Source organism: Bradyrhizobium retamae (assembly GCF_001440415.1).
GTDB lineage: Bacteria > Pseudomonadota > Alphaproteobacteria > Rhizobiales > Xanthobacteraceae > Bradyrhizobium > Bradyrhizobium retamae.
In genome coordinates this window covers 55723-73948 of sequence record NZ_LLYA01000124.1, presented here as the reverse complement: position 1 = coordinate 73948, position 18226 = coordinate 55723, and the positions used below count along the sequence as shown (strand labels likewise).

The 18226-nt window shown below is 63.7% G+C and carries 21 protein-coding genes and 2 pseudogenes; 10 read left to right on the top strand and 13 right to left on the bottom strand.

Annotation, left to right across the window (positions count from 1 at the left end; all coding sequences use genetic code 11):
* Positions 1-37: 37 nt before the first annotated feature.
* Positions 38-817, bottom strand: a complete 780-nt coding sequence (locus CQ13_RS15620) for a hypothetical protein (protein ID WP_057843752.1) — start codon at positions 815-817, stop codon at positions 38-40.
* Between the two features lie 203 nt (positions 818-1020).
* Positions 1021-1800, bottom strand: coding sequence for an HpcH/HpaI aldolase family protein (locus CQ13_RS15615; protein ID WP_057843751.1), 780 nt, complete (start codon positions 1798-1800; stop codon positions 1021-1023).
* 236 nt (positions 1801-2036) lie between these two features.
* On the opposite strand from CQ13_RS15615, the gene CQ13_RS15610 reads away from it, so the two are divergent.
* Complete coding sequence (locus CQ13_RS15610) at positions 2037-3050, top strand: acyltransferase family protein (protein WP_197427347.1); 1014 nt, start codon at positions 2037-2039, stop codon at positions 3048-3050.
* A gap of 24 nt (positions 3051-3074) precedes the next feature.
* Here CQ13_RS15610 and CQ13_RS43025 read toward each other — a convergent pair.
* Positions 3075-3170: pseudogene (locus CQ13_RS43025) on the bottom strand (glutamate racemase); the annotation flags it as partial.
* A gap of 129 nt (positions 3171-3299) precedes the next feature.
* On the opposite strand from CQ13_RS43025, the gene CQ13_RS15605 reads away from it, so the two are divergent.
* On the top strand, positions 3300-3767 hold the full coding sequence (locus CQ13_RS15605; RefSeq protein ID WP_057843749.1) for a GlcG/HbpS family heme-binding protein: 468 nt from the start codon (positions 3300-3302) through the stop codon (positions 3765-3767).
* A gap of 46 nt (positions 3768-3813) precedes the next feature.
* On the opposite strand, the gene murI is transcribed toward CQ13_RS15605, so the two are convergent.
* Together murI and CQ13_RS15595 are read right to left on the bottom strand one after the other, a co-directional pair.
* Positions 3814-4602 (bottom strand): glutamate racemase, encoded by a 789-nt coding sequence (gene murI / locus CQ13_RS15600; protein WP_057843748.1) that lies wholly within the window; start codon positions 4600-4602, stop codon positions 3814-3816.
* Positions 4603-4853: 251 nt separating this feature from the next.
* Complete coding sequence (locus CQ13_RS15595) at positions 4854-5252, bottom strand: RidA family protein (protein ID WP_057843747.1); 399 nt, start codon at positions 5250-5252, stop codon at positions 4854-4856.
* 161 nt (positions 5253-5413) lie between these two features.
* On the opposite strand from CQ13_RS15595, the gene CQ13_RS15590 reads away from it, so the two are divergent.
* Positions 5414-6010: a TetR/AcrR family transcriptional regulator gene (locus CQ13_RS15590; RefSeq protein ID WP_057843746.1), complete on the top strand. Its 597-nt coding sequence runs from the start codon at positions 5414-5416 to the stop codon at positions 6008-6010.
* Positions 6011-6037: 27 nt separating this feature from the next.
* Here CQ13_RS15590 and purB read toward each other — a convergent pair whose 3' ends face one another.
* From purB to CQ13_RS15575, 3 genes are all read right to left on the bottom strand, one after another.
* On the bottom strand, positions 6038-7345 hold the full coding sequence (gene purB, locus CQ13_RS15585; protein ID WP_057843745.1) for an adenylosuccinate lyase: 1308 nt from the start codon (positions 7343-7345) through the stop codon (positions 6038-6040).
* A 167-nt stretch (positions 7346-7512) separates the two neighbouring features.
* Positions 7513-8166 carry a response regulator gene (locus CQ13_RS15580; RefSeq protein WP_057843744.1) on the bottom strand — a complete coding sequence of 218 codons (654 nt, stop codon included), beginning with the start codon at positions 8164-8166 and terminating at the stop codon, positions 7513-7515.
* Positions 8166-9536: a histidine kinase gene (locus CQ13_RS15575; protein ID WP_057843743.1), complete on the bottom strand. Its 1371-nt coding sequence runs from the start codon at positions 9534-9536 to the stop codon at positions 8166-8168. Before CQ13_RS15575 ends, CQ13_RS15580 begins: the two co-directional genes overlap by 1 nt.
* A gap of 204 nt (positions 9537-9740) precedes the next feature.
* Between CQ13_RS15575 and CQ13_RS15570 the strand changes: the two genes are divergently transcribed.
* From CQ13_RS15570 to CQ13_RS15550, 4 genes are all read left to right on the top strand, one after another.
* Positions 9741-10508, top strand: coding sequence for a MotA/TolQ/ExbB proton channel family protein (locus CQ13_RS15570; protein ID WP_057843742.1), 768 nt, complete (start codon positions 9741-9743; stop codon positions 10506-10508).
* Entirely contained in the window at positions 10505-11179 is a 675-nt protein-coding gene (locus CQ13_RS15565; protein ID WP_028349955.1) for a DUF2135 domain-containing protein, read from the top strand. The genes CQ13_RS15570 and CQ13_RS15565 overlap by 4 nt, the downstream gene beginning before the upstream one ends.
* Positions 11172-11780, top strand: coding sequence for a hypothetical protein (locus tag CQ13_RS15560; RefSeq protein ID WP_057843741.1), 609 nt, complete (start codon positions 11172-11174; stop codon positions 11778-11780). Before CQ13_RS15565 ends, CQ13_RS15560 begins: the two co-directional genes overlap by 8 nt.
* A gap of 354 nt (positions 11781-12134) precedes the next feature.
* On the top strand, positions 12135-12731 hold the full coding sequence (locus CQ13_RS15550) for a TetR family transcriptional regulator (RefSeq protein WP_057843739.1): 597 nt from the start codon (positions 12135-12137) through the stop codon (positions 12729-12731).
* 151 nt (positions 12732-12882) lie between these two features.
* Here the strand turns inward: CQ13_RS15550 and CQ13_RS15545 are convergent, their stop codons facing one another.
* Positions 12883-13137 (bottom strand): hypothetical protein, encoded by a 255-nt coding sequence (locus CQ13_RS15545; RefSeq protein ID WP_057843738.1) that lies wholly within the window; start codon positions 13135-13137, stop codon positions 12883-12885.
* A gap of 336 nt (positions 13138-13473) precedes the next feature.
* On the opposite strand from CQ13_RS15545, the gene CQ13_RS15540 reads away from it, so the two are divergent.
* A complete protein-coding gene (locus CQ13_RS15540) occupies positions 13474-14214 on the top strand; it encodes a metallophosphoesterase family protein (protein ID WP_057843737.1) in 741 nt (246 codons plus the stop codon).
* A 4-nt stretch (positions 14215-14218) separates the two neighbouring features.
* Positions 14219-14344 carry a hypothetical protein gene (locus CQ13_RS45650; RefSeq protein ID WP_347337042.1) on the top strand — a complete coding sequence of 42 codons (126 nt, stop codon included), beginning with the start codon at positions 14219-14221 and terminating at the stop codon, positions 14342-14344.
* Positions 14345-14388: 44 nt separating this feature from the next.
* Here the strand turns inward: CQ13_RS45650 and CQ13_RS15535 are convergent, their stop codons facing one another.
* Together CQ13_RS15535 and rpe are read right to left on the bottom strand one after the other, a co-directional pair.
* Positions 14389-14772: a hypothetical protein gene (locus CQ13_RS15535; protein ID WP_057843736.1), complete on the bottom strand. Its 384-nt coding sequence runs from the start codon at positions 14770-14772 to the stop codon at positions 14389-14391.
* A gap of 190 nt (positions 14773-14962) precedes the next feature.
* The gene (rpe, locus tag CQ13_RS15530) at positions 14963-15664 is read right to left on the bottom strand and encodes a ribulose-phosphate 3-epimerase (protein ID WP_057843735.1); all 702 of its coding nucleotides are present in this window, start codon (positions 15662-15664) and stop codon (positions 14963-14965) included.
* Positions 15665-15914: 250 nt separating this feature from the next.
* On the opposite strand from rpe, the gene CQ13_RS15525 reads away from it, so the two are divergent.
* Positions 15915-16661, top strand: a complete 747-nt coding sequence (locus CQ13_RS15525) for an EF-hand domain-containing protein (RefSeq protein ID WP_057843734.1) — start codon at positions 15915-15917, stop codon at positions 16659-16661.
* A 93-nt stretch (positions 16662-16754) separates the two neighbouring features.
* Here CQ13_RS15525 and CQ13_RS15520 read toward each other — a convergent pair whose 3' ends face one another.
* Both CQ13_RS15520 and CQ13_RS44440 read right to left on the bottom strand, forming a co-directional pair.
* On the bottom strand, positions 16755-17750 hold the full coding sequence (locus tag CQ13_RS15520) for a P1 family peptidase (RefSeq protein WP_057843733.1): 996 nt from the start codon (positions 17748-17750) through the stop codon (positions 16755-16757).
* A gap of 68 nt (positions 17751-17818) precedes the next feature.
* Positions 17819-18196: pseudogene (locus tag CQ13_RS44440) on the bottom strand (response regulator); the annotation flags it as partial.
* Positions 18197-18226 lie beyond the last annotated feature (30 nt).

Sequence of the window (18226 nt, the reverse complement as noted above, 5' to 3'; positions counted from 1 at the left end):
CGGACCATCCCGGAATGACAGCCCACAGGAGACGCCGTCACGTCGCGACCGCGCGGACCGGTTTGGGCTCGGTTTGCTGCCGATTGGCCCGCAATTCGGCTGATATTTCGCCGTTCAGCACCTTTTCCAACCGGTTCAACGCCCTGGCCATCGGAGCGGCATCGGTAACCCGGTGATCCCAGCGCAAGACGACATCGATGGTCTGGTCGGGCTTTTCCACCCCATAGCTCAGGACAAAGGGTCCGGGGCTGATGGCATGGAGCTGGCCCGCGCCATAGGCGGCCACCGAGGTGACCCCAAAACTACCAAAATAATTGGCCCGCTGGCGGCCGAAATTCAGCCCGACCGCCCAGAACAGCCGCCGCAGCGGCAGCGGCAGCCGTGTGGTTCGCAGGATCTTCCTAAACGCCGGCACCTCGTCGATCGGCGCCACCTTGGCGTGCCGGATCAGCGCGTCGACCTCGGCAAGCGGCATTTCGTCGGGCGCGGCGACCTTTTGTGGCAGTACGCAATCCTGGCCGTCATCGACCCGGGCGATCGCCACCATCGCGACGCTGCGCGGCAGTTCGTAGAAGGCCGGCATCGGCCATTTGACGTAGAGGGTGCGCAGGATCGGCTGTTCCTTGGCCACCAGCGCGAAGGCCTTGACGAAAATCGCGGCCCAGCCCGGCCGCTGGGCGGCTTGCGCGCGGGCTTCCTGCAGGGCTCGAATGTTGAGGGGACGCGAGAGCGAAACAAAGGGCACGCGGTTCGAGGCGTGCATGAGGTCGGCGACCAGACGGCGCGGTAGTGTGATTTTTCGAACCGTTCCGCGCATCGCTCCGCCCGCGTTTCCGCAATAAATCAATCAAAAAGCCGGCAGGCCCCGCCCTGGCAACCTGCCAGCATCTCATCTAGCACGAACAAGGCCTTTTGACGCCAGAAGGTTCGGATCCGGATCGCCCCGGTTGCCGGCGCCGCGGTCCCGAGGGGCTCCCGTAAACCGCGAGAACTTTGAAGGGCTTGCCGCCGTCTCGGGACCTATCGCTTGATCCCTTCAAAGCTTGCCGCGATGCCGCGCTGGAACAGGGACCAGTCGAAGCCGAGCGCCAGCGCGACGTAGCCGCGGTCGATCATCTTGTTGGCTTGCTCGGCGGTGCGCGCGACGCCGCCGATTGGTACGCCACTCCTGAGGATGCCTTCCTCGGCGCGCTTCATCAGCGCCACGACCTCGGGATCATCGGGCAGGCCGCGCTTGTTGATGGAGGTGGCGAGATCGCCGGGGCCGATCACGGCGACATCGATGCCAGGCGTCGCCATGATCTCGTCAATGCGCTCGACCGCTTCGACATGCTCGATGGTGACCATGCAGATCATGTCGTCGTCCGCGGTCGCCATGTAATCCGTCATCGACACGCCCCAGCGGAACGGCGCATGGAACGGGCCCCACAGCCGGTCGCCCTTCGGCGGGTAGCGCACGCTACGCACGGCTTTTTCGGCCTCAGCGCGGCTGCAGATCATCGGAAAGTTGATGCCGAGCGCGCCAAGGTCCATCGGCGCTTTCGCCAGCCAAGGCTCGTTGGCGGCAATCCGCACCATCGGCACGCAGGGCGTGCCAGATGTCGCGGTAACCATCGCATGCGCCGAGCCGAGATCGATCGGGCCGTGCTCGAGATCGACGATGATAAAGTCGATTCCCGAACGCGCCATGATCTGCACGGTCTGGATCGAGGGGATGGTCGCGATCGCGCCGAAGGTCGGACGTCCCTCCCGCCACGCCTGGCGGAGGCGGTTGAGCGGCGCTGGCTTTGCGGAGGTCAAGGCGGAAACTCCCTCTTCAAACGATCGATTCAAAATTCGGCGCTCGGCATCATATGGATAAATTCGCCGGCCATCGCGCCACCTGCTTTTTGCGCATCGTATTCGGCCCGCCATGCATGCCTACAGGGACATGCATCAACCTCACAACAATATGTTAACATCTTGCCCGCAACAATTGCGGCTCATAAAGATGAGCGTGCCGGGGCGTTATGCGGACATTCAATGGTGTGCAAGCCATGCGCGGCGTCGCGGCGCTGGCTGTCGTCTGCGGACACGCGGTAGTCGCTCGCTCTGATTCGGCGACGCAAAGTGCCGCCGAAGCGGCGCACACGATCCTGGCGAGCGGCGTCGACATCTTCTTCGTCATTTCCGGGTTCATTATTGCGACTACGGCCGCGTCGCAAACCGACGCGCTGAATTTCGCTTTCAGAAGGGCCGTTCGAATCTATCCGATGTATTGGCTTGTATTGCTGGGGGCGTTTATCAGTTCATACTGGATCGCACCCGGCCCGGGAGATCGCGCTGCGCTGGACCTCGGCCACATCTTCGCGTGGGATTATCCGAACTGGTATATCCCACCCGCCTGGTCGATCGCGTTTGAAATGCACTTCTACGCTGTTGTCGCGGTGATACTTGCCATTGCACCGCACCGCCTTTTCGAGCTCTTGTTCGCAGGCCTCGGCGTTTCGGTCGTCGCGATCGTTTTTAAGTTGCCTCTCGGGCTCTATTCGCATCCCCTGATTCTGGAATTCGGCGCCGGCGTCTTTATCGCTTACCTTGTCCGGATGAAGGGGACGCTGCCTGTTTTGCCGTACAGCACGGTTATCTCCGCAGCCTTGTTCACTGCGGGCTGGTACTGGATTTTCGTCCACGGATCGAGCAGTCCTCAATTCGCACGCGTGCCGACCTATGGCCTCGGTGCGGCACTCCTCATCTATACCGTCGTCTCGGCCGAATTCCACGGCGCTTCCTTTTCGCGCATCCTGCAATGGTTCGGCAGCATCTCCTATTCGCTCTACATCTCACATTATCTGCTGATCACATGGATCGCGAACTTCCCCGAGTTGTGGCAGATTTCTCCGGTCGGCGTCATCGTCGCCAGCATTTTGCTTTCGATCGGCCTCGCCGCGGTCTTGCACCTGCTCGTCGAAGTGCCGACGCTCAATTGGGCTCGCAAGCTCAGCCTGACGCGCAGGAGCGGCGAGGTCCCGCTTACCTTCGCTGACGTGCGCGACCTTCAGAAGCCATAGACCGGTTCATCAATGCCCGGCACTTTACGCCGGCACGCGGCCGCCGAAAAACGGCATCAACGCCCGGCTCAGCGCGTGCGGCCGCTGGGAGGTGAATATCATCTCAGCCCCGGCCTCATCACTTTCGTAGTTCGGCCCGGGGCGCTTGGCCGGCAGCGAACCACAGGCCTTTGCGACATCATTGGACATCGACGTTTTCATCCGTCCCGGTATGATCCCTGCACAATAAAACCTAGGGAGGAGTCGAAGATGAGGGCAATTCTTGTCGCCGCTGCACTCGCCGCCCTTACCGTTGGCGCATCCGCTCAGGACAAGCGCCCTGACTACGGCACGGCGGTCAATGCCGCGGGTGCGAAGAAGATTGCAGCCGGCGTACTCGCCGAATGCCAGAAGAACGGATGGAACGTGGCTGTCGCTGTAGTCGATAATCACGGATTCCTGGTGTACTTCGAGCGCATGGACAACACGCAGACGGCCAGCATGGACATCGCCGTCGGTAAGGCGCGGTCCGCGGCGACCTACCGGCGCCCGACACGCGTTTTCATGGAGGCGATCAACAAGGGTGGGCCGGCCACCGCCACACTTCCCGGTGTCTTCGCCTCGCCGGGCGGATTGCCGATCATGATCGACGGCAAAGTCACTGGCGGAGTGGGAGTGAGCGGCGTCACCGGCGACCAGGACGAGCAATGCGCCAAGGCCGGCCTAGGAACGACATAAGAAATTGCATCCCGCTTCCAGCGTACCGCGACGCGCCTTGGCGACCTTACGCCAGCACGCGGCCGCCGAAAAACGGCATCAACGCCCGGCTCAGTGTGTGCGGCCGCTGCGAGGTGAAGATCATCTCGGCCCCGGCCTCATTACTTTCCCGGCCCGGCGACGCCAGTAGCTCGGACACGCGCCGGGCGATCGCGGGTGCCGGGTCGATCCAGTCGACCGGCCACGGCGCGAGCCGTGTCAAGCGGTCGAGCAACAGCGGAAAATGGGTGCAGGCCAGCACGACGGTGTCGGTGCGATCCTCGCCGCTGCCGACAAAGCAGGGGGTAAGCTCCGCCGCAATATCCTCGTCACGCACGTCGTTGCCGCTGAGTGCGGATTCGGCAAGTGAAGCGAGTTCTGCCGATCCCACCAGCGTCACTTCGCAGCCTTGCGCGAAATCGTCGATCAGGCGCTTGGTGTATTCGCGCTTGACGGTGCCCTTCGTGCCGAGCACCGACACGCGTTTGGTCTTCGAGCTGGCGCAGGCCGGCTTGATCGCTGGCACGGTGCCGACGAACGGCACGCTGTAGGCGTTGCGCAGATGCGACATCACGAGCGTGGAGGCGGTGTTGCAGGCAATCACCACCAGGGCAGGGGCGTGGCGGGCGATCAGCTCGCCGACCAGCGGCACCACGCGGGCGATGATCTCTTCCTCGCTGTGATGGCCATAGGGAAAGAACACGTCGTCGGCGACGTAGACGTAGTGGGCGTCGGGCCGGGCGCGGACGATCTCGCGCACGACCGTGAGGCCGCCAAGGCCGGAGTCGAAGACGAGGATTTTTGGCAGGGATGACACGCTGCGACCTTAGCCGATCTGCGGTTACCGTTAGGTTGCTTTGAGGGTGCCGGCGGGGTCATGCAGCTTGTCGACGGCGGTTACGACAATTTGGAACCATCTAAATCGGCTTGGCAAGGCCGGGAAACTGCTGGGGTGGCACCCAGGACGCACAAACGGAGGCTCGTCCGCTGCCCTTGCAGTCGATGGAAGATGGGGTGTACTGAAACGACGGACGGCCGTTCGTCCCTTGCACGCTCGCCGCCAATCGATCAGGTGGACTGAGGAAGTCGCGCAATGACTTTGATTTCAAAATCGAAGCCCGCCAGCCAGTTCACGCCCACCGCAGTCCAGTTCGGATAGGGCGGCTCACCGATCTCCTTCATGCGGATTGCGTTGACCGCCTCCCACTGTGCGGCCGGATTGGTATGGAACGTGGTCACGTCAACGACGTCGTCAAATGTGCAACCGGCAGACTTCAGCACGGCCGAGAGATTGTCGAATGCAAGCTGGACCTGCTTTTCGAAGACTGGCTCGGGCGACCCGTCATCGCGGCTGCCGACTTGGCCCGAGACGAACAGAAGGTCGCCCGAGCGGATCGCCGCCGAATAACGGTTGATCTCGTAGAGCGCCTGCCGGCCGGCAGGGAAGATTGCATCGCGTTTGGCCATGACGCCACTCCTGTTCACAGGCGAGCCCGACCTCCACGGGTCCGGCTGTTTGCATCCTACTCGAGCGATAAATTGACATACGCTCCGTATGTTTCTATTAGGCTACATACGCGGCGTATGTCAATTAGCATACGGGGCGTATGTAATTTGCGGAGATAGCGGTGGCCGCGAAGCGACGCGCGCAGATGGTGGAGGAAACCCGGGCCAAGCTCATCCAGGCCGCCCGTAAGGCTTTCGCGACCAAAGGCTATGCGGCGGCGTCGATGGACGAACTAACCGCCGAGGCCGGCCTGACGCGCGGTGCGCTCTATCACAACTTCGGCGACAAGAAGGGTCTGCTGCAGGCCGTTATCGGCCAGATCGACGCGGAAATGGTGGCGCGAATGCGCGCTGCACAAAATCAGGCGGAGACCCGGTGGCTCGGCTTTCTCGCCGAGGGCGTCGCCTATATCGAAATGGCGCTGGAGCCAGAGATCCAGCGCATCATGCTGCTAGACGGGCCGGCCGTGCTCGGTGATCCATCGCTATGGCCCAATCAGACTGCGTGTCTTCGCGCGACCATGCAAACGATCCAGGCGCTTATCGACGAAGGAACGGTGACGCCGATGGATGCGGAAGCTGCCGCGCGGCTCATCAATGGAGCGGCGCTCAACGCTTCGCTCTGGATTGCTGCGGCCGACGATCCGCACGCCGTCTTTGCAAAGGCTGTCGAGGCCTTCCGATATCTCGCGGTTGGGTTGCTGCAGACCGAGAGATGACTGTCAAGCATTCCGACGGGTGCGTAATCAGCTCTCGCCGAATACGCGCCTGAAGATCGTATCGACGTGCTTGAAGTGATAGCCGAGGTCGAACTGCTCCTCGATTTCGGCATCGCTCAGGTGCTTCTTCACGTCGTCGTCCTTTTTCAGCAGCGTCTGGAAGTCGCCTTCGCCGCGCCAGACCGGCATGGCGTTGCGCTGGACGTATTTGTAGGCGTCCTCGCGGCTGGCACCCTTCTGCGTCAGCGCGATCAGCAGCCGCTGCGAATGCACGAGACCGCCGAGGCGGTCGAGGTTCTTCTGCATGTTGGCGGGATAGATCAGGAGCTTCTCGATCAGACCGGCAAGCCGCATTAGCGCGAAGTCCAGCGTCACGGTGGCGTCCGGCCCGATCATGCGTTCGGCGGAAGAATGCGAGATGTCGCGTTCGTGCCAGAGGGCGACGTTTTCCATCGCCGGCATCGCATAGGCGCGCACCATGCGCGACAGGCCGGTCAGATTTTCCGACAGCACCGGGTTGCGCTTGTGCGGCATGGCCGACGAGCCCTTCTGGCCCTCGGAGAAGAACTCTTCGGCTTCCAGCACCTCGGTGCGCTGCAGATGGCGGATTTCGATGGCGAGCCGCTCGACCGAAGAGGCGATCACGCCAAGCGTCGCAAAATACATCGCATGCCGGTCGCGCGGGATCACTTGCGTGGAAATCGGCTCCGGCTCCAGCCCCATCGCCTTGGCGACATGCTCTTCCACGCGCGGATCGATCTGCGCAAAAGTGCCGACGGCGCCCGAAATCGCGCAGGTCGCGACCTCCTTGCGGGCGGCAACCAAGCGCTCGCGGGCACGGGAGAATTCCGCATAGGCGTAGGCCAGCTTGAGTCCGAACGTCACCGGCTCGGCGTGGATGCCATGGGAGCGCCCGATGGTCGGCGTCATCTTGTGCTCAAACGCGCGCTTCTTCAGCGCGGCCAAAACCTTGTCGAGGTCCGATATCAATAAGTCTGCGGCGCGGGTGAGCTGCACGTTGAGGCAGGTGTCGAGCACGTCGGAGGAGGTCATGCCCTGGTGAACGAAGCGGGCCTCCGGGCCGACGATTTCGGCCAGATGGGTCAGGAAGGCGATGACATCGTGCTTGGTCTCGCGCTCGATCTCGTCGATCCGCGCCACGTCGAAAGTGGCGTGCTTGGCCTTGGCCCAGATTGTCTTCGCCGCCTCCTTGGGGATCACGCCAAGTTCCGCCAGCGCATCAGCAGCATGCGCCTCGATCTCGAACCAGATCTTGAAACGCGTCTGCGGCTCCCAGATGGAGGCCATTTCCGGGCGGGTATAGCGGGGGATCATCGAAAACTCCGGACGAGCAGGGCGGGGATAAGAGGCGGATCCCGGCCGATTTGTTTTTACGCTGCGCTTTAGCAAATCGTTCCGGGCGAGGCCACCCGCACGGCGGCCGCGAGCGGGGAAAACCGGACCTTTTGCAAGGGCCTGGCCGGACGAAAACCGGGCCATCGCTACAGGCTGGCCAGCCCGCATTCCACGGCGAGCCGCACGAGCTGCGCATCCGTCCGCATGCCGGTCTTGGTCTTGATCAGATAGTGGTAGTTCTGCACGGTCTTGATGCTGAGATTGAGGTTCGAGGCGATCTGCTCGGTGGTCGCGCCGGCAGCCAATTGCCTGAGGATCTCGATTTCCCGCTCGCCCAGTTGATCGAGCACCGATCCCGAGGGGGAGAGGCTTTCCAGCGCCAGCACGTGGGCGATGTCGTCGCTCATCGCCTGTTCGCCGCGGACAAGCGAACGGATCGCCCGGATCAGCGCTGATGGGTCGGAGCCCTTCGTGACGTAGCCGTTCGCGCCGGCATTGAAGGCGGCCTTCACCTGCGCCGCCTCGCAGTGCATGCTGAAGACGAGAATGCGGGTGTCGGAGGAGCGGGCGCGAATGTTCCTGATCGCCTCGAGCCCGCTGGCGCCCGGCATCGATATGTCCATGACCACGACGTCAGGAGCGTGCGCCTTGAACGCGCGATAGGCGTCGGCGGCGTTGTCGGCCTCGGCCACGACCTGGAAATCATCCTGGTGCTCCAGCACGCGCCGATAGCCTTGCCGGACCACGGGATGGTCGTCGACGAGCAGGATCGAAATGCCTTTGGTCTGCGACGCGGTCATCAGGCTGCGAGCGGGATCGTGGCGGCCACGCTCACCCCGCGGTTCGCATCGGCGATCGACAGCGAGCCGCCGAGCGCTGTGACCCTCTCGCGAATGCCGGTCAGGCCAAAGCCGGGAGAGCGGGCCAGTTTGGCCGCATCGCCGCCGCCGTCGTCCTCGACGTGGACCAGCAGCGCGTTTTCCGCGCCGGTGCGCCGCTCGATCCGAAGCACGATCACCCGCGCCGAACTGTGCCGCAAGGAATTGGTCAGGCACTCCTGGGCGACCCGATAGGCGGTCGCAGCGACGGCGCCGCGGACGTCGGCGAGATCGCCCTTGAGATCGAGCTGGATGGTCGGCTGCGTCGCATTCCGCGAGCGCCAGCTATCGACGAGATCGACAAGGCAGGCCTCGAGCCCGAGTTCCTCGGCGGGCGGATGGCGCAAACGGTTCAACGTATCGCGCAGGCACGCCATGATGCGATGGGTGGCTTGCGAGATCATCCGCGCGTCCTGCACGACCTCGCTCTTGCCTTTTCCGTGCGCGCTGGTTGCTTCAATCGTGTTGGCGAAAGCGAGTATCGCCGTCAGGTTTTGTCCGAATTCGTCATGCAGCTCACGGGCAAGCGCCCGCCGCTCGTCGCTGCGGATTTCGAGCAGGCGCCGGGTCAGCGCGGCGCGTTCCTCCATGGACTGCGCGAGGCGGTCGCCGAGATCGCCGACGGCCTGTCCGATCATGGCAAGTTCCATCGATCGGAAGCGGGGCAGCGACGTGCTGTATTGTCCGCGCGCCATCCGCTGCAGCGCGGCGACGATCTGCTGCGCCGGCGCAAGCGTATGCGCAATTGCAAGTGAAGCAAGCAGCGCGATCGCCGCCGCCATCAGCAGGGCGACGTGGATGTTGCCGAGGATGTGCTGCCACGCGAGTGCGATGGCGGCATTTGGATCGGCAGCGGCCGAGACGCTGCCTGCGTTGGCCACGCGGGTGCTGATCGGCCGCACGACCGCAGCGTGATCCCCAAGCAGTGTCTGTGCCAAAGCCGCGAACCAGCGCGGCGGAGCTTGGCCGATCCCCTTGTTCTGGCCGCAGAGCGGTTTTTCGAACGCGCCCGCCGGCTCGAGCTGGACGCAGATGCCCGGCGAGATCAGCCCCATCGTTTCGATGGTGCGCCATTCCGGCACCGGCAGCAGTTGCTCGCGCATCCTGTTGCTGCGCAACATCAATTCGCGCCAGTAGAGCGCTTCCAGCGCCACCGAGACACGCTCGGCGGAAGCGGCCGTGGCGCGATCGACGCTGCGATGCGCGTCGATCGTTGCCCAGATAGTCGCCGCTCCCAGGCACAGGATGACCACGAGAAACAAGCGGGCGACGAGCTGAAGCACGAGGCGCATGCGATCACTCCCGAACGTGCGGATAAGCGTAACAGCACCGCCAACCCGTGCCAATGCAGTGGCTTCTAATTCGGGAAAATTTCCCAACCAACCGTGGGCATATGTCTTTGGACGCAGCCGTGACCGCTGATCTATCAAAGCCCGGGACTATTTTCGCAGGCGGCCTTTGGGCCGCGGCGCGCCATTCCAGGGAGCTGACGCAGCATGAGTGCAACGGCTGGCGCGGAGACCGCATCATCCGGCGCGGATACGTCGGAACGCAGCGTACTCCTGCTGTGGATGATTTTCACCGGGCTCTCGGTTTTCGCCGTGGTGCTCTTGTGGCGATACGGTCTGCTCCATCTGATGATCATTTCAGACCGCACCTACATTTCGAGCGTCATTGCCGTCCTCTATATCGTCACTTGCTTCCATTGCTTCTGGCGGACGCGCGCGATCGCGCGTGAAGGCGAGATCACGCGACGCTGCCGCGCGATCCTGTCGGTCCCGGGCGGCGCAAGGGGGCTGGACGAGGATGCGCGCGCCTTGCCGGGCGGGCTGGTGACGGATCACATTCGCAGCCTGGTGCAGAAGGCGAGGGCGCAGGCGGCCGGGCGCATCGACCAGACGCTGCTGCTCCGCTCGCTCGCCGACCGGCTGCGGGGCTCCAACGGATTTGGCGCGTTCGTGTCCGACACGCTGATGAAGCTCGGGCTGCTCGGCACCATCATCGGCTTCATCATCATGCTGGCGCCGATTGCCACGCTCGATGCGGCCGACAAGGTCGCGATGAAATCATCGATGGGCCTGATGAGCGACGGCATGGCGGTGGCCATGTACACGACGCTAGCCGGCCTGATCGGCTCCATCCTGGTGAAGATCCAGTACTACATGCTGGATGCCGCGACCCAGCGGGTGTTTTCCGATGCCGTCATGCTGACCGAGACGCACGTCACCCCGGCCCTGGAAAGCCATCCGGGAACGCCGGCATGATGGACGATTTCGGTCTCTATCCGCGCGAGGAGGCCTTCGATCCGCTGGGCGTCATGCTGTTCAAGGCGCTTCAGGTGATTGCGTTCCTGTTCTTCCTGGCGCTGCTCGCAGTCTCGCCGGACGCGAAGGACGGCAAGATCGATTCCAAGGCCGAGTTCATCATCACGATGGACTGGCCGGACAATCATCCCGACGATCTCGATCTGTTCGTGCAGGACCCCGCCGGCAACATCGCCTGGTATCGCCACCGCGAAGCCGGTTTCCTCACGCTCGATCGCGACGACCGCGGCGGCGCCAACAATTTCATCATCGTCAACGGCAAGAAGATTGCGTCGCCGATCAGGGAAGAGATCGTCACCGTGCGCGGCATCGTCGCCGGCGAATACACCGTCAACGTCTCGCACTTCCAGGCGACGACCGGGCAGCCCGTCGCGGTGAGCGTGAAAGTCCAAAAACTCAATCCGACCGCGCAGGTGATCTTCGACAACAAGCTGACGCTCGACCACACCGGCGAGGAAAAGACCGCGCTGCGGTTCTGGCTCGATGCCGAAGGCAAGGTGCTCGACGTTCAGCAACGGCAGAAGTCGCTGATGGAGACGTTCCGCAACGTCCGTGCCAACGGCGCGGATCTCGATCCGAAAACCGGCGTCAGGATGCCGCGTCGTGAGTAGCCTGCAATCGGTCGTCGTCACGCTCTCTGTCAGTTACGCGCTGATTGGCGCGCTGTTGCTGATTGTCCTCGTCTATGCGCGCTTGCCCTGGTCGGCCAAGGCAGTCGCCGTGGTGGTGACGAGCGCGTTCTACATCGCGAGCTTCATGGGCGTGCGCGGCCTGTTGGGGTGGGCCAGCATCGACGGGCTGCCCGCAAGCTTCAAGCTGTTGCAGGCCCGGATCGTGGAGCCGCACTCGCTGGAAGGCGATCCGGGCTCGATCTATCTTTGGGTCGAGGCGCTCGATGACGGCAACCGGCCGAGCGGTGTGCCAAGGGCCTTTCGCATTCCCTATAGCGACAAACTCGCGCAGAAGACCGACAAGGCGGCCAGTGAGATCGCCGCTGGCCGCCCGCAGGGCGGTCGCGCCGCCGACTTTGGCGATGGCGGGGGCAGCCTGCTTGGGGCGGCCCGGGAGTACATCATGCCCACGGCGATCATCGATACGTCGGGAGGCGACCCCTCCACGGGTGGGGGATTGGCCGCGGCTCCCCGCGACGGCGACGGCATATCGTTTACGCCGCTGCTCCCGCCGCGGATGCCACCCAAGGACGAGCAGTAGGCCTGGGGCGGGATGCGACGGGCCCCGGGAGGTAGTCAGTCACGGATTATTGACTGACAGATATTGAAATCTGTCAGCGAGAGATGCTATATCCATTGCCGACGCCGGTATCGGGCGTCACCCGGCTCGTTGGCCCTGAGCCCGGGGACTTGCAAAGGACTACGCCAATGACTGCCCATCTCATTCATCTCACCGCCCAACTCCAGCGCTGGCTCAATCAGAGCGTCGCCCGCCATCTGGCCGCCCAGGCCGAGCGGCTGGAACCGGTGAAACATTAATCCGCCAAAGGATTTACAAGGCGGATTGCAAGGGAATTAGAATGACCACCCGTCCCATCGTTTCGCAGGTGCGCGCATGAACGAAGTCGTGGTTCTGACCCCCGAACGAATCCTGGAGGTCACCGAGGACGTCTTGCGCCGCTACGGGCTCGCCAAGGCAACGGTGGTGGACGTCGCCCGCGCGCTGGATGTCAGCCACGGCAGCGTCTACCGCCATTTCCCCAGCAAGGCCTCGCTGCGCGAGGCGGTGGCCAAGCGCTGGCTCGACCGTCTCAGCGCGCCTCTCCTGAAGATCGCAGAAGCTTCCGGCCCGGCGCCCGCCCGGCTGGAGAAGTGGCTGCGCACGATGTTCTCGATCAAGCACAAGCGGCTCGGCGATGACCCCGAGATGTTTGCGACCTACCTGGCGCTGGCGCGCGAGGCCTGCAGATCCGTGAGCTGCCACAAGGACTGCCTGGTCGATCAGATTGCCCGGATCCTCTCCGAAGGCGTGAAGCAGGGTGAGTTCGAGGTCGCAGACGTCAAGGTTTCGGCGCGCGCCATTTTCGATGCCACCAGCCGCTTCCACCATCCCGCGCATGCCGAGGAATGGAACGAGCCGGGTGCCCCGGCGCGGATCGATGCGCTACTGGCGCTTTTGCTCAAGGGCCTGGAAGCGCCGCGCAAGCACTGACGATCCTTCTGAAACCGAGCTGAGGCCAAGCCCCGGGGCCGCGGTGTTCTGTCTTGTGAGAGCAGCGGCCATGCCAAGATCAAATGCGGAGTTCGCATGTTGAACCATCTCGGACGTCGCTGGACCGCGCACTGCGGAACAGGTCTTGAGCTCAGTCGCGGGTCATCGCGATCAACTTGAAGTCCTTGTCGAGCTTGACGTCGTACTGACCGTCCTTGCATTTGGCGTCATCGACTTCGAAGTAGCCGCTGGCTTCGGTCTCCTTTTCCATCTTGCCGCCCGTGCAGCCAAGGACTTCCAAAGCAGCCTTGATTTTCTCGGCCTCTGCCGGTGTCACTGGGGTGTCAGCAAGCGCGAAGGTGCTGCTTACAAGTGCTACTGCGAACGCCGTCAAGAAGGGCTTCATCTGTGCATTCTCCAATCCAGCAGATGAACCAGCTTAAGCCAAGTCTGTTCCAACCGAAAGGCGTCAGGAGAGGCTGACCCATCACGCCATGGGCGTCGCGGGCTAGAATTGAGCGGTGGCCTAGCTTGCTTGCGCGGCTCTTCTAAGCGTTAGCACATGGACCGCAGTAACGATGACTGAGAACAGCAGCAAACCTATTTCGGCGCCGTGAACCCTTTTCCGAAGCGTAAGTTGAGGCGCCCCAAATTAGCAATCGAACTGCGCAAGCGGCTCGTTGTTTGATATCCATCAAGGCGCGCGCAGGCACGGGCGCGATGATGGATCGGGAGGAGACGCGTGCGGCTGGCCATTTTTGCCGATATCCATGCCAACCGGCAGGCGTTCAGCGCGTGCCTCGATTTCGCGCGCGCCCGCGGCGCGGAACGGATCGTCTGTCTCGGCGATGTCGTCGGCTATGGCGCCGATCCGGAATGGGCGCTCGATACCGTGATGGGCCTGGTTGATGACGGCGCCATCGCCGTGATCGGCAACCACGATCAGGCGATCAGCACCCCGTCGGAGACGATGAACGCGGAGGCCCAGGCTGCGATCGAGTGGACCCGCGGCAGGCTCAGCGCGCCGCAACGGCGTTTTCTTGCCGAGTTGCCGCTGACGCGGCAGGAAGACGATCGCCTTTACGTACATGCCGAGGCATCGCATCCGGCACGATGGCATTATGTGCGCAGCAGTACGGACGCCGCGCGCAGCATCGAGGCGACCGAAGTCCATGTCACCTTCTGCGGACACATCCACCGGCCGGCGCTCTATTCGATGTCATCGGCGGCGAAGATGACGAGTTTCGTTCCAACATCCGATGTGCCGGTGCAATTGCTCGGCGGCCGGCGCTGGCTCGCTGTGCTCGGCTCGGTCGGGCAGCCGCGCGACGGCGATCCTGCGGCTGCGTTTGCGATGCTCGATACGTCATCGCGCGAGATCACCTATTGCCGCGTGCCGTACGACGTCGAAGCGGCAGCAGACCGCATCCGCGCCAACGGGCTGCCGCGCTGGCTGGCCGATCGCCTGTTGGTCGGGAGGTGAGGGGATGGCGAAGCCTGCAAGCGTACCTGGCGCCGAACTCGACGGCTTCACGATCGGCGAGCACGTTCACCAGGGTGGTATGGCGACGCTGCGGGCGGTGGCGCATCCCGGGTCACGGTGCCGCTGTTGAAGGTTCCGCGGGTTGCCGGCGGTGGCGCCGACGCTCGGGTGCGCTCACTCGAGAGTCTGGACGGGCGGCAGCGCTGTTCTGGCGGAACGCGGCGGGTTCGGCACGGGATAGCTGGTGACGCGGCTGCTCCGTTCGGCTTGACCGGCGGAATTGGATGCGGGGCCTACCGCTTCCGCCCTGGCGCCTCGCACGCTGTCCCTTGAGGACTGTCTGCGGTGCCGCGACGAGCGCGAGCCTTCCAGTCCCCACGAGCGCGATATCGAAGGCCCGGCCGTATAGCCGACGAAGGCGCCGGCGACAGCCCCGACCGGGCCCAGCACGACGGCGCCGGCCACGGCCCCGAGGGCCGCGTCGCCCGCGCGCTGCGCGAGCGCGGCAGAGGGAGCGAGTACCAGGAGCATTGCGGCTGTGATTAAGGCCTTGGTCATATTTCTGTCCCGTCCGTGGAAGGCGGGATGCTGGTCCGCGTTTATGGCGAGATGCGTCAAGCTTTGTGGCCACAGCATGGACTTTCGGGTTCCATCGCTGCTGCGCGCCGGGTGTGGCTTTCCTGCCAGCTCTTTAAGTGTTTCGACGACATCGTCATCCCTGCGTTCCGCAGGTGCGACATTGAAGTGGCTAGACCGCTTCGCCGCGCGCCAGCGCCGCCGCGTTGCGGATCGCGGATATGTTGGCCTTGTAGCTGTCCACGGTGCCGCCCTTGAACACCGCGGAGCCCGCGACCAGCGCATTGGCGCCGGCTGCGGCCAACTGGCCGGCGACATCAGGACCGACGCCGCCATCGACCTCGATGTCGATCGGACGGCCCGCGGCCATCGCCCTGACATCACTGACCTTGCCGAGCGCGGATTTGATGAAAGTCTGGCCGCCGAAGCCGGGATTGACCGACATCACAAGCACCAGGTCGATCAGGTCGATGACATATTCGATCGCACCCGCCGGCGTGCCCGGGTTGAGCGAGACGCCGGCCTTCTTGCCGAGCGCGCGGATCGCCTGCAGCGAGCGATGCAGATGCGGGCCGGCCTCGGCATGGACGGTGATGTGATCGCAGCCGGCCTTTGCAAACGCCTCGAGGTAGGGGTCACAGGGCGAGATCATCAGATGCGCGTCAAAGATCTTCTTCGTATGCGGGCGCATCGCCTTGATGACGTCGGGGCCGTAGGAAATGTTCGGCACGAAATGTCCGTCCATCACGTCGAGATGGATCCAGTCGGCGCCCGCCGCGTCCACAGCGCGGACTTCCTCGCCGAGCTTGGCGAAATCCGCAGCCAGGATCGACGGTGCGATGACCAGGGGACGCGACGCAAATTGCTGGGACATGTGCGCTTTCCCAAATCTCTTCGAGGGGCGAAACGGCCCCGCGTAACATGCAGGAGGGCCGGGGGCAATGAGCCTGGGGACGTCTCCTGTGGGCGGAAAAATCTGCCGCGGCGGGCATCTATTGCCGGGCTGAGCGGACGGGAAGGGGTGAAGGAAAGCCCGGTTTTATTGGCTTTTTCTTCATGGCACGGCGCTTGCTGAGGAAGGAAACACGTTCGGCCGCTGACTGCGGCGTTGTTGGAGTTCCGCCATGTTCTTTGCTCTGGGCGCCGCGTCATCGGCCATCGATGCCCTCAAGGCGCTCGCGTCGTCGAAGTCATCAGCGCCGTCTACCGGCGTCAGCCAGAAGTCGGCAAGCCCATTCGATCTGTTGTCCTCGAGCTCGTCGGCTTCGGTCGGCCAGGGTTCCGGATCCGGCGGCGGCGGCTCGCAGATATCGCCGCAGACCATGAGCGCGCTGCTTGCTGCTCAGAGCCAGTCCAGCTCGAATGTATCGTCGCTGTCGATGCGCTCAAATTCGCTGAAGGAATGGTTCGCCAAGGTCGACAGCGACGGTGATGGCAAGATCAGCAAATCGGAGTTCGAGGCGCTCGGCGCCGCCGACGCCAACAAGACCGCCCAAGCCGGCAATGCTTTCGGCAAGCTCGATACGGATGGCGACGGTTCGATCAGCCTCAAGGAACTGGCATCGGCGTTGAAGGCCGGCAAGGACCATCACCACGATCGTGATAAAGCCGCCGATGGCGACGGAGCAAGTTCCGATCCGTTCTCGCAGACCTTGCAGGGTGCTTCCACTACATCCGTCACCAACAGCGACGGTTCGGTGACGACGTCGCTGACCTATGCGGACGGATCGAAGGTAACGATGACGTCGGCCGCGAGCGGAAGCTCGTCGAGCGCCGCGACATCGTCCTACAATTTCATCGAGCAGATGATCCAGCGCGAAGCCAAGGCGATTGCATCGGGCGCCACCGCATCGCTCTCGCTCAGCGCCTGACCACAGACCCGGCGGGATCCTTCGGATTGCGGTAGTTCTTTGCTTGAGCATGGTCTCCTCGGAAAGCCGGTACCCACTTTTCCGGACCATGCTCTAACCGAAACGATCGCCCCACGCCGGGAGCGCACCAGGAAAGGGTAGCGCGGCCGCGCCGTATACGCCGCGCGCGATTGCGCGCGCGACCGTATTGGCGGCCACCATGCCGAGTTCGGTGAGGCCGAACAGTGGATCGATCGGTTTCTTGCCGGTCGCGGCGGCAAACACCACGTCGCCGTCCAGCGGCGCATGCACGGGATAGATAGCGCGCGCCATGCCGGTTTGCGCGATCATCGCGAGCCGCCTGGCCTGCGGTTTGGTCAGCACCGCATCAGTGACGACGACCACCAGCGTGGTGTTCTGCGACGGAGCAGCTAACGGCGCGCCCTTGAGGCGGGCTCTCAGCATATCGGGCGTGAACGAGGGCGGCAGTCCTCGCCCGCCAAACTCGTTGTTCTTCTCGAACGGCGCCGCCCAGAACCACGGGCCGTCGCCGACCGTCACGCTGCCCACCGCATTGACCACCGCGAGCGCGCCGACGGTCACGCCGCCGCCGGTCTGTGCCGAAGCGGAGCCGAGGCCGCCCTTGAAATTGGCAGTGGTCGCGCCGAGGCCTGCGCCGACGCTGCCGAGCGCGAAATCGGCAGTCGCCGCATTGGCCGCGGCGTAGCCGAGATCGCGATAGGGGGGAAAGCGGCCCCATGCCTTGTTACCGCCGTTGAGCAGATCGAAGCAGATCGCGCCCGGAACGATCGGGATGACCGCGTCACGGATGCGAAAACCGCGCCCCTGTTCGGCAAGCCAGGCCTGCACGCCGCCGGCGGCATCCAATCCGAGCGCCGAGCCGCCGGCAAGCGTGATGCCGTCGATTGCCTCGACGGTGCTCTCAGGGCTGAGCAGCGCTTCCTCGCGGGTGCCTGGACCGCCGCCGCGCACGTCGATCGAGGCCACCGCGGGCGAGTCGAACAGGATCGCGGTGACGCCGGAAGCGACGTTTGCGTCGTGGGCGTGGCCGACGCGAACGCCGGAAATATCGGTCAGCAGATTTTTCAAAGCGCCGGTCCGTGGGGCTACATTCGCCTGGAGCGTTCGATCACGCATATATCAGCCGCAGCGCTGCTTCAACTGGCCAGCGCCAACCGGATCATCCGGGCAAGCTCGGACTTGCGATAGGGCTTTGCCAGCAGCAGCACGCCGGAATCCAGGCGGCCGTGATGGACGATAACGTTTTCGGTATATCCCGAGGTGTAGAGTGTCTTGAGGTCAGGCCGGCGCTTCAACGCTTCGTCGACGAGCTGGCGGCCGTTCATGATGCCGGGCATGATCACATCGGTAAACAGCAGATCGACGTTCGGGACGTCGTCGATGATGCGCAACGCATCGGAAGCGTTGGCTGCCTCCAGGGTGGTGTAGCCCAGGCTCTCGATCTGGGTGATCACATAGCGCCGCACCAGCGCATCGTCCTCCACGACGAGGACAGTTTCGTTGCCGCCCTCGATATTCCCGAGACCAGTGCAGCGGCGATGGGA

Coding starts and splice junctions, on each gene's coding strand:
- CQ13_RS15620 (WP_057843752.1), bottom strand. CDS start 817: ATGCGCGGAACGGTTCGAAAAATCACACTACCGCGCCGTCTGGTCGCC.
- CQ13_RS15610 (WP_197427347.1), top strand. CDS start 2,037: ATGCGCGGCGTCGCGGCGCTGGCTGTCGTCTGCGGACACGCGGTAGTC.
- CQ13_RS15605 (WP_057843749.1), top strand. CDS start 3,300: ATGAGGGCAATTCTTGTCGCCGCTGCACTCGCCGCCCTTACCGTTGGC.
- CQ13_RS15595 (WP_057843747.1), bottom strand. CDS start 5,252: ATGGCCAAACGCGATGCAATCTTCCCTGCCGGCCGGCAGGCGCTCTAC.
- purB (WP_057843745.1), bottom strand. CDS start 7,345: ATGATCCCCCGCTATACCCGCCCGGAAATGGCCTCCATCTGGGAGCCG.
- CQ13_RS15580 (WP_057843744.1), bottom strand. CDS start 8,166: ATGACCGCGTCGCAGACCAAAGGCATTTCGATCCTGCTCGTCGACGAC.
- CQ13_RS15575 (WP_057843743.1), bottom strand. CDS start 9,536: ATGCGCCTCGTGCTTCAGCTCGTCGCCCGCTTGTTTCTCGTGGTCATC.
- CQ13_RS15570 (WP_057843742.1), top strand. CDS start 9,741: ATGAGTGCAACGGCTGGCGCGGAGACCGCATCATCCGGCGCGGATACG.
- CQ13_RS15565 (WP_028349955.1), top strand. CDS start 10,505: ATGATGGACGATTTCGGTCTCTATCCGCGCGAGGAGGCCTTCGATCCG.
- CQ13_RS15550 (WP_057843739.1), top strand. CDS start 12,135: ATGAACGAAGTCGTGGTTCTGACCCCCGAACGAATCCTGGAGGTCACC.
- CQ13_RS15545 (WP_057843738.1), bottom strand. CDS start 13,137: ATGAAGCCCTTCTTGACGGCGTTCGCAGTAGCACTTGTAAGCAGCACC.
- CQ13_RS45650 (WP_347337042.1), top strand. CDS start 14,219: ATGGCGAAGCCTGCAAGCGTACCTGGCGCCGAACTCGACGGCTTCACG.
- CQ13_RS15535 (WP_057843736.1), bottom strand. CDS start 14,772: ATGACCAAGGCCTTAATCACAGCCGCAATGCTCCTGGTACTCGCTCCC.
- rpe (WP_057843735.1), bottom strand. CDS start 15,664: ATGTCCCAGCAATTTGCGTCGCGTCCCCTGGTCATCGCACCGTCGATC.
- CQ13_RS15525 (WP_057843734.1), top strand. CDS start 15,915: ATGTTCTTTGCTCTGGGCGCCGCGTCATCGGCCATCGATGCCCTCAAG.